Source organism: Nostoc sp. (assembly GCF_036917635.1).
GTDB lineage: Bacteria > Cyanobacteriota > Cyanobacteriia > Cyanobacteriales > Nostocaceae > Nostoc.
This window is the reverse complement of sequence record NZ_JBALCW010000071.1, coordinates 1-7,928: the sequence shown is the minus strand read 5'-3', so window position 1 is coordinate 7,928 and position 7,928 is coordinate 1. Positions and strand designations below refer to the sequence as shown.

At 41.2% G+C, this 7,928-nt stretch carries 7 protein-coding genes, 1 tRNA gene and 1 pseudogene; 1 reads left to right on the top strand and 8 read right to left on the bottom strand.

The annotated features are described in order from the left end of the window. Positions 1 to 213: 213 nt before the first annotated feature. From V7K32_RS17350 to V7K32_RS17335, 4 genes are all read right to left on the bottom strand, one after another. A tRNA-Phe gene (locus tag V7K32_RS17350) sits at positions 214 to 286 on the bottom strand. A gap of 75 nt (positions 287 to 361) precedes the next feature. Next, positions 362 to 1,234: a metal ABC transporter permease gene (locus V7K32_RS17345; RefSeq protein WP_334995070.1), complete on the bottom strand. Its 873-nt coding sequence runs from the start codon at positions 1,232 to 1,234 to the stop codon at positions 362 to 364. A 118-nt stretch (positions 1,235 to 1,352) separates the two neighbouring features. After that, positions 1,353 to 2,129 carry a metal ABC transporter ATP-binding protein gene (locus tag V7K32_RS17340; RefSeq protein WP_334995069.1) on the bottom strand — a complete coding sequence of 259 codons (777 nt, stop codon included), beginning with the start codon at positions 2,127 to 2,129 and terminating at the stop codon, positions 1,353 to 1,355. Between the two features lie 92 nt (positions 2,130 to 2,221). Next, a complete protein-coding gene (locus V7K32_RS17335) occupies positions 2,222 to 3,163 on the bottom strand; it encodes a metal ABC transporter substrate-binding protein (protein ID WP_442938763.1) in 942 nt (313 codons plus the stop codon). 389 nt (positions 3,164 to 3,552) lie between these two features. Here V7K32_RS17335 and V7K32_RS17330 point away from each other — a divergent pair, with 389 nt between their 5' ends. Further along, the gene (locus tag V7K32_RS17330; protein ID WP_334995068.1) at positions 3,553 to 5,160 is read left to right on the top strand and encodes an iron uptake porin; all 1,608 of its coding nucleotides are present in this window, start codon (positions 3,553 to 3,555) and stop codon (positions 5,158 to 5,160) included. 152 nt (positions 5,161 to 5,312) lie between these two features. Here V7K32_RS17330 and V7K32_RS17325 read toward each other — a convergent pair whose 3' ends face one another. From V7K32_RS17325 to V7K32_RS17310, 4 genes and pseudogenes are all read right to left on the bottom strand, one after another. Continuing rightward, positions 5,313 to 6,026 carry an Npun_F0296 family exosortase-dependent surface protein gene (locus V7K32_RS17325; protein ID WP_334995067.1) on the bottom strand — a complete coding sequence of 238 codons (714 nt, stop codon included), beginning with the start codon at positions 6,024 to 6,026 and terminating at the stop codon, positions 5,313 to 5,315. Between the two features lie 223 nt (positions 6,027 to 6,249). Beyond that, positions 6,250 to 7,347: a DUF6745 domain-containing protein gene (locus tag V7K32_RS17320; protein ID WP_334995066.1), complete on the bottom strand. Its 1,098-nt coding sequence runs from the start codon at positions 7,345 to 7,347 to the stop codon at positions 6,250 to 6,252. Then, on the bottom strand, positions 7,334 to 7,627 hold the full coding sequence (locus V7K32_RS17315; protein WP_334995065.1) for a hypothetical protein: 294 nt from the start codon (positions 7,625 to 7,627) through the stop codon (positions 7,334 to 7,336). Before V7K32_RS17315 ends, V7K32_RS17320 begins: the two co-directional genes overlap by 14 nt. A 12-nt stretch (positions 7,628 to 7,639) precedes the next feature. After that, a pseudogene (locus V7K32_RS17310) lies at positions 7,640 to 7,928 on the bottom strand (hypothetical protein); the annotation flags it as partial.

Below are 7,928 nucleotides of genomic sequence, written 5' to 3'. Positions count from 1 at the left end.
GAGATGAGTCCTCTACTCTTGTTGGTGAAAACCTGCATGAGCAAGTCATGTCTTTGATTAAAGAATCCCCGTCTCTTTAGAGCGGGGAGTGTCAACAAGCACTGCAATAGAGTTTTGGAAGAAATAAGAAACCCCTGAAGGCTAAAGCTTTCAGAAGTTTTAAGATTATCCCAGCTTATGCATTATGTCAGTGACTCAAATGGCTGTAAGGTATGCCAGGAACCGGACTTGAACCGGTGACACGAGGATTTTCAGTCCTCTGCTCTACCAACTGAGCTATCCCGGCTGGGGCTTTTGTGAGCCACGATTAATAAATTTAGCAAAGATTCAATAAAATAGCAAGCCCTTGGAGAAAAAAGATTTATGCGGCTTTCAAATTCAACTTAAACCAGATGAAAACGGCTACAAATAGCAGAAATTGAACAAGAACAATACTTGGGCCAGAAGCAAAGTTAAAAATACCTGACACAATAATGCCAGCAATGCTGCTAATGGAACCAACTATCACCGATATAACTAGAAAGCGGCTAAAGTGGTGACTCATCAGTTTGGCGGTAGAGGCGGGAATAACCAAAAAGGCGTTCACCAGTAAAACGCCGACAGCTTTAATCGCTACAGCAACGGCGAGTGAAAGCAAAACCACAAAAACGTAGCGGTACAACTGGACAGGAATACCTTGAACTTGGGCTACATCGGGGTTGAGGGTCAATAAAATTTGCTGGCGCAGGGTTGATAGTAAAAATATGCTGCCTCCCACAAGTACTAACAGCGTCAAAATCAAATCTGTGGTATCGATCGCTAGAATATCGCCGAACAGCACAGCCATCAAGTTGCCACGATATCCTTTAATTAGGCTAGTGAGAATCACACCGATCGCTAATGCCCCAGATAGCACTATGCTAAGAACGCTATCGCTACCTAAGTTGGTTTTGTCGATAAAGTAGAGGACAATAACCCCAAAAACCAAGGTAAAAGGTAACAGCATCCAAGTCGGATTTATTTGCAGCAGCACACCTAACGCCACACCTACTAATGCTGCATGACCAACCGCGTGGCTGAAAAAAGACAATTGGCGCAAGGTGACAAAACTACCCAACATCCCGCCAAGTATTCCCATTAACACAGCACCGACGATCGCACGCTGCATAAAAGGGAATGTTAACAAGCTTACCAAATCATTACTACTAGCGATCGCCAGCCCTGCTATCTGACAATCATTGAAAAAATAATCCATACTTATTCTGTGATAGGATTTACGCAAAATATCTCTCAAATTCTGATTTCTCCGTGTCCTCCGCGCCTCTGCGGTTCGTTATTCCGTAACTCCTATGTAAGTTGAATTACGAATTATTTTAATGTTGATGCTGGTAGCGGCTGAAACCTGGTCCATAGGTTGCTAACAAGTTTTGTGGTGAAAGGGCAACTTCTGGTTTACCAGTACAAACAATACTTTGGTTCAGGCAAAGCACGCGATCGCAATGGCGATTTACCATATCAATATCATGAGAAACTTGCAATACCGTCCAACCCTCCTCTCGCTTTAATTCATTTAGCAAAGCGTAAAAATCTGCTGAACCTTGCACATCAACACCAGCAAAGGCTTCATCAAGTACCAACAGTTTCCGAGGCATTACTAAACAATAAGCCAACAACACCCGTTTAAGTTGACCACCGCTAAGAGTACCAATAGCTTGATGTTGTAAATGATAAGCATCGGTTCGTCGTAAAGCTTCTCCTACGGCTGCCGATTTTTCTCGGTCTTGTCTCCACAGCTTAGAGAAAAATAAATCGGCTTTTTTCGCTTCCTTCTCCCATCCAAGTCCTACTAACTCGCTGACAGAAATGGGAAAGCTACGGTCAAAAATGAAGTTTTGCGGCATATAGCCCAACAAGTGACGTAAACGCCCCAGCCTTGCAATTGGACGACCGAATATTTGAATCGTCCCAGAACTGCGAGGGATCAAATCTAAAACCGCTTTTACCAAAGTACTTTTACCAGCACCATTAGGGCCGACGATAGCTGTATCTGTTCCTGGCAATAATTCAAAAGAAACATCTTTAACAGCTAGATAGCTGCCTTGATAGACAGTTAATCCTTCTACTTTTAAAATAGCAATGTCATTAGTCATTAGTCATTAGTCATTGGTCATTGGTTATTGGTCATTGGTCATTGGTCATTGGTCATTTGCAAAAGACAAAGGACAACTGACTAATGACAAACCTATTTACACGCCGTTTGCAGAGTTTGCAAGTTAGCTTTCATAGCCTCGAAATAATGCTGTGGATCTGTTTTGCCAGTTTCCAGAGAATCCAGAGGACGCAAAGTTAATTTTAAATCTTTGGAAAGGCTGGATAGAAGTTTGTTATCTACTCCTGGTTCGCTAAATAAAGCTTTAACTTTGTACTTTTTCACCGCATTGACTGCATTTTGCACATCCGTTGGGGAAAGTTGATCTTCGGGAATTTGTACCACAGCAACTTGCTTGAGGTTATAGCGTTTAGCTAAATATGGAAACGCATCATGAAAGGTAATAAAGGTACAACTAGGAGTTTTCTGCAAAGTCTGTTGAAATTCGCTATTTAAACTTTCTAATTCTTTAATATAAGTCGCAGCATTAGCCTCATAAGTTGCTTTGTTCGCTGGGTCAGCAGCAATCAATCCATCCCGAATATTAGTTACCTCCTGTTTTGCCAAAACTGGATCTAACCAAACGTGCGGATTACCTTGGGTATGTTCGTCGTCTTTTTCTTCTTGGGACGTTTTTACAACGGGTGAAATTTCATTTAAGGGTTTAATACCAATACTTGCATCAATTTCAGCTAATTTGCTATTTTGGGCATTTTTAACAGTATTTTCCAGAAATCCCTCCAAACCTAAACCATTTTTTACTAACACATTCGCAGTTGCGATCGCCTTGACATTTTCGGGTGTCGCTTGATATTCATGCACCTCCGTACCAGGTGGCACTAGAATTTCTACATCTGCCACATTGCCAGCTACTGCCTTAGTAAACAAATATATCGGCAAAAATGTTGTCACTACTTTAGTTTTCCCCGACTGCACCTGTGGGGTAGAAGCAGCTTCCTGTGCTTGCGGCGACTGTTCAGAAGTTGTTCCCTGATTCGGATTCGATTGGCTACAGCCAGCAGTCATTGACAACATTAGCAAAGCAATTATCGGCAAGATGCCGCTTCTTTGCCTGCTTGTTCTAATTCCTCTCCAATTCACAATCACGGTATTTTCTCCTCAAAACGGATGCTGACTCTGCCTTTGTCAAAATTCCTATTGACAACTTTATACTATAATAATTCTCATTCTCATTTTAGGCACATAATATCATTCTTGGTTTCCTGGGTAACGAGTAACAACAAAACTTTTTCGGATGGTACAGCCCTCTGTAATTTAGTTTTCCCTGAATAATTAGGATTTATTGACTTATTTTCTTAAAAAGATCCCTTACTTCTGATAAGATTACTGACAAAGATTCTCATAAAATAACGTTTAAAAAAACGTGTTTCGGGTGTGAATTAAAAATCAGTGTGAGGAGAAAAATGCAAAAATTTTGTAAATATCTGCTAGTTAGTCCAGCAGTCTGCTGTGCAATGCTATTCGTGAATACTGCTGTATTTGCAGGTGAAACATCCGGTACGCCTGAAATCAATCAACCGCAAGTTTTAGCTAGTCCAGGTACAGAAACTCAGATAACGGGGCAAGTTACTTCCGTATCTCAATTTTCCGACGTACAACCTACTGACTGGGCATTCCAAGCATTACAATCGTTGGTTGAGCGCTATGGTTGTATTGCAGGATACCCAAATAGCACTTATCGCGGTAATCGGGCATTAACGCGATATGAGTTTGCTGCTGGTTTGAATGCTTGTCTCGATCGCGTTAACGAACTGATTGCTACAGCCACTGGCAATTTAGTTAACAAACAAGATTTAGCCACATTACAAAAACTGCAAGCAGACTTTTCAGCAGAACTGGCGACACTGCGAGGTCGTGTAGATGCAGTAGAAGCTAAAACTGCTGAATTAGAGGCGAATCAGTTCTCAACCACAACCAAGCTGAATGGGGAAGTCGTAATAGCGATCGCAAGTGTCATAAGTGGAAATACAGTTAATAGTAAAAAAGTCAACCAAAATACTGTCCTTGGAGATCGGGTGCGTCTGAACTTCGACACCAGTTTTACTGGTCAAGATTTACTCAGAACACGACTTCAGGCAACAAACCTAGACCCATTTTCTCAGACTGCTACCTTTACACCAGAAGGTGACTTCCGATTTGCTGGTGGTAACAACAATAATGGAGTTGTGATCGACGCGCTGTTATATCAGTTTCCTCTGGGCAAAAAAACAAACGTTACCCTAGAAGCAAATGCAGGTGCAATTGATGATTTCACTAATACAGTCAACCCATACCTAGATGGGGACGGTGGTAGCGGTGCCCTTTCGCAATTTGGGACTCGCAACCCAATTTATTATCTAGTTAATGGTGCTGGTATCGGAATCAAACACGAGTTCAGTGATAACCTAGAACTAAGTTTAGGGTATTTAGCGACGAATGATACTGGTAACCCTCAGCCAGGTTCTGGACTGTTCAACGGTGCTTATGGTGCTATGGCGCAGTTAACTGTTAAGCCTAGCAATCAAATTACCCTTGGTTTGACCTACATTAACGCCTACAACAATAATTTTTCTGCCAATGGTAGTGGTGGTAGCAATAACGCTAATGATATATTGCAGAATGCTTCTAGCAACTCCTACGGTATAGAAGCATCATTCCAACCTAGCTCAAAATTCGTGATTGGCGGTTGGGCTGGCTTGACCAAAGCTCGCGTCCTTTCAGTTAATCCTGGCGATGCTGACATCTGGAACTATGCCGTCACACTGGCTTTCCCCGATCTTGGTAAAAAAGGTAATATTGCAGGCATCATTGTGGGCATCGAACCGAAAGTTACCAGTGTAAGCAGTTCTCTCAGCAATGCAGGTATCAACAAAGATCCAGACACTTCATATCACATTGAAGGTTTCTATCAATATAATCTGAGTGACAATATCAGCATTACCCCAGGAGTTATCTGGCTAACAGCGGCAGATCATAACAATCAAAACGATGATATCGTGATTGGTACAGTGCGAACCACATTCACTTTTTAATTTTCAAATATTACTTGAAGACGCAGATTTATTTTTTGTGTCTTCGCTTTTTTGGATGATTTCAAAAATAAAACCCAGCATTTTTTGCTGGGTTTTATATCTTCAAGCGACAAGGAGATTGTTTATTTTGCAGATGGAGTAAATAGATTATTTTAAACTAACTTTGATTTCCGTTTCACAAATGAACCAACACTCATAACACCGAATACTAGCAAGCCCAATGTTGCAGTAGGTTCAGGGACACTAGCTAATCTGTAGCTATGGTTATCAGTTTCAAACGCAAGACCAGTTGATCTTAAAACTACTTTATCAAAAGTCTCTCCTTTATCTGCTAACAAATTAACATAAACATTATTGTCACTACCACTCTGTGCACCATTGGCCGGAGCGCCTGGAACATCTGCGCCACTAAATGTTTTTAGTAGCTTACCTCCGCTATAGACATCCACATAGTTATATGTGTCTACTGACCCCCAGTAGAGGCCAAAATAATCAATAGACTTAGCAAAGGTAATAGTTTCATCACCAGTGTTTCCTAAAATATTCTGACCACTACTAGTTTTGGCACCTTGTGGCGCAACCGTTAGGTAATAGCTGCTATTACCAAAGGGGGTAGCATATTGATTATCTACACTCCCTTTGACAATTCCATTGGTTGCAGAGTAAGTAGCAAATCCGTTTGGATCGGTTGCTGTCCCTGAATTGAAGTTGATCGTTGTAGCTCCTTGAATATTAGTGTATTGACCTTCTCCTGCAACAGGTGTGGAACCTCCTTTAATCAGGCTAACAGCGCTAGCTGGGTTAGCACTCATGAAAACAACTGCTGTTCCAACCAAGGCTAATGATAGTTTTTGCAGAGTAGACATTGATTTATTTCCTTAAGCATTTGATGTCCTTAGCTTGGCATATCAGGCTGGTATTTGTGTAGTAGATAAAACAATTTTTACCAAAATAATTTATTTACCTAATAAACATAAATATACTAAAACCTTTTTATTGCAATGGTTATAAGATTATTTTGCTTAAAAAAATTACGTATGTTTACTTATTAAAATTTCTTACTTGTATAATTACTTAATTGGATAAAAATCAGGTTTGCACAGCAAATTCTTCTGGATCAATTCCCCAATTTACCCAGCGAATTGCCTCACGCGCTGAGTTCATATTCGGTGGAACTCGCAAGGCGTGAATAAAGCTTGTGCTAGGGCAAGTCATTTTTAATAAATAAATTGGTTCTTCATCAGCATCAGCATCAATTTTTAATAGCGTATATTCAGCCCAAGTATCTAATTCAATAGCTTGTAGTTCTTGGCATATTCTAGCGTAACCAATACCTTGAATTAACACTCGGCGTAGTTCGGCGTTTTCCTCTGTCAAAAGCCAATTAGCTTGCCATTGCTGCGGGTGGATTTTACCGTATTTTTCAGGTAAGGTTACACCGTGGTATGAGTACAAACTATATCCATCGGTAAATTCAATCGCGGGTTCGCCTTCAGCGTGGAGGCGATTTTGATTGTCGAAGCGTAGGTGAAGCGGGCGATCGCAGATAATACAAATATCATCATACGCAAACAACCAACCACATTCTTGAATTAAAGATTGAAATACTTTCCATTCCTGTTGAGGATAATCAATTTTCAAAACAGAGATACAGAAATCAAACCCAGTCATGCGATTAATTTGAATTTCTGGTTGAAAGCACTCATTAATTTGAATTTCAATCCACCACGAATAATCGTTTAGTTCCTCGTTTACTTGAGTGCTAAATTTTTCATTTAAGTCATTAAATATTTCATGAGTTAAAGGATTGCCTGTCAGATGATATAAAAAATTGTCTAATTGCCTATGTACTTGGCTTCCAAACTGTTGATTTATTTTGGTCGAAGGCTCGTGAAAAAAATTAGCCCCAAACATGCCCCCTATACTATTTGGTTCATTGAGATAACTGTCTATCAATTCTGGTGACAATCGTTTTAGCAGCCAGTTACAAGCTGCATAAGGACTTTCCTGAAAAAGGATTTCAGGCTGTTCATAGCCAAAGTCAATTGCAACATAGGCAGCTTTTACAGCTTCCGCGGCCTTCTCTCTATCAATCCGCTCAGTTGAAAACGCAATTTTCTGCCACTTTTCCCGATAAACTGGAATCAAAGCCTCTTGTTCAGGCGTTAACTTTTCAATCCGCGACATAACGCCAACCTTCAGGTTCGTATTCTCGCTGTATTTTCACCATCCAATTACCTTGGGGAATAGAAATAGCTTTATGCTCCTCATGGGCAAGCAATGCCGACTCTGAAAACACACGCAAATAGAGTGTGCTATCTTTATCGTATAATTCTGCGTTACCCTCAGTAATGCGATGCTTATGCCCTGTAACTTCGCCTTCTGCCAAAGTTAAGTGAGGTATTTTTTGTCCTTCAATTTTCTGCACAGGCAGTAAGATTACATCACCTTGACGAATCGGTTGCATCGTTTTGCTTTCCTAAACATGGGTCAAACCCCACTTCGCTTTTGCTCTCAAGTTTGGTTTAATTTTGGCACAAGCTCTTAATGATTGGGGATTGGGGATTGGGGATTGGGGATTGGGGATTGGGGATTGGGGATTGGGTATTGGGTATTGGGCATAGGTCAATTCAATAGTTATATCTTCCCCTGCTTCCCCTGCTCCCCCTGCTTCCCCTGCTCCCCCTGCTCCCCCTGCTCCCCCTGCTCCCCCTGCTCCCCCTGCTCCCCCTGCTCCCCCTGCTCCCCCTGCTCCCCCTGCTCCCCCT

Bases quoted from the DNA above. Each gene is read 5' to 3' on its own strand.
- V7K32_RS17345 (WP_334995070.1), bottom strand. From the start codon at position 1,234: ATGGATTATTTTTTCAATGATTGTCAGATAGCAGGGCTGGCGATCGCT.
- V7K32_RS17340 (WP_334995069.1), bottom strand. From the start codon at position 2,129: ATGACTAATGACATTGCTATTTTAAAAGTAGAAGGATTAACTGTCTAT.
- V7K32_RS17335 (WP_442938763.1), bottom strand. From the start codon at position 3,163: ATGTTGTCAATGACTGCTGGCTGTAGCCAATCGAATCCGAATCAGGGA.
- V7K32_RS17330 (WP_334995068.1), top strand. From the start codon at position 3,553: ATGCAAAAATTTTGTAAATATCTGCTAGTTAGTCCAGCAGTCTGCTGT.
- V7K32_RS17325 (WP_334995067.1), bottom strand. From the start codon at position 6,026: ATGTCTACTCTGCAAAAACTATCATTAGCCTTGGTTGGAACAGCAGTT.
- V7K32_RS17320 (WP_334995066.1), bottom strand. From the start codon at position 7,347: ATGTCGCGGATTGAAAAGTTAACGCCTGAACAAGAGGCTTTGATTCCA.
- V7K32_RS17315 (WP_334995065.1), bottom strand. From the start codon at position 7,627: ATGCAACCGATTCGTCAAGGTGATGTAATCTTACTGCCTGTGCAGAAA.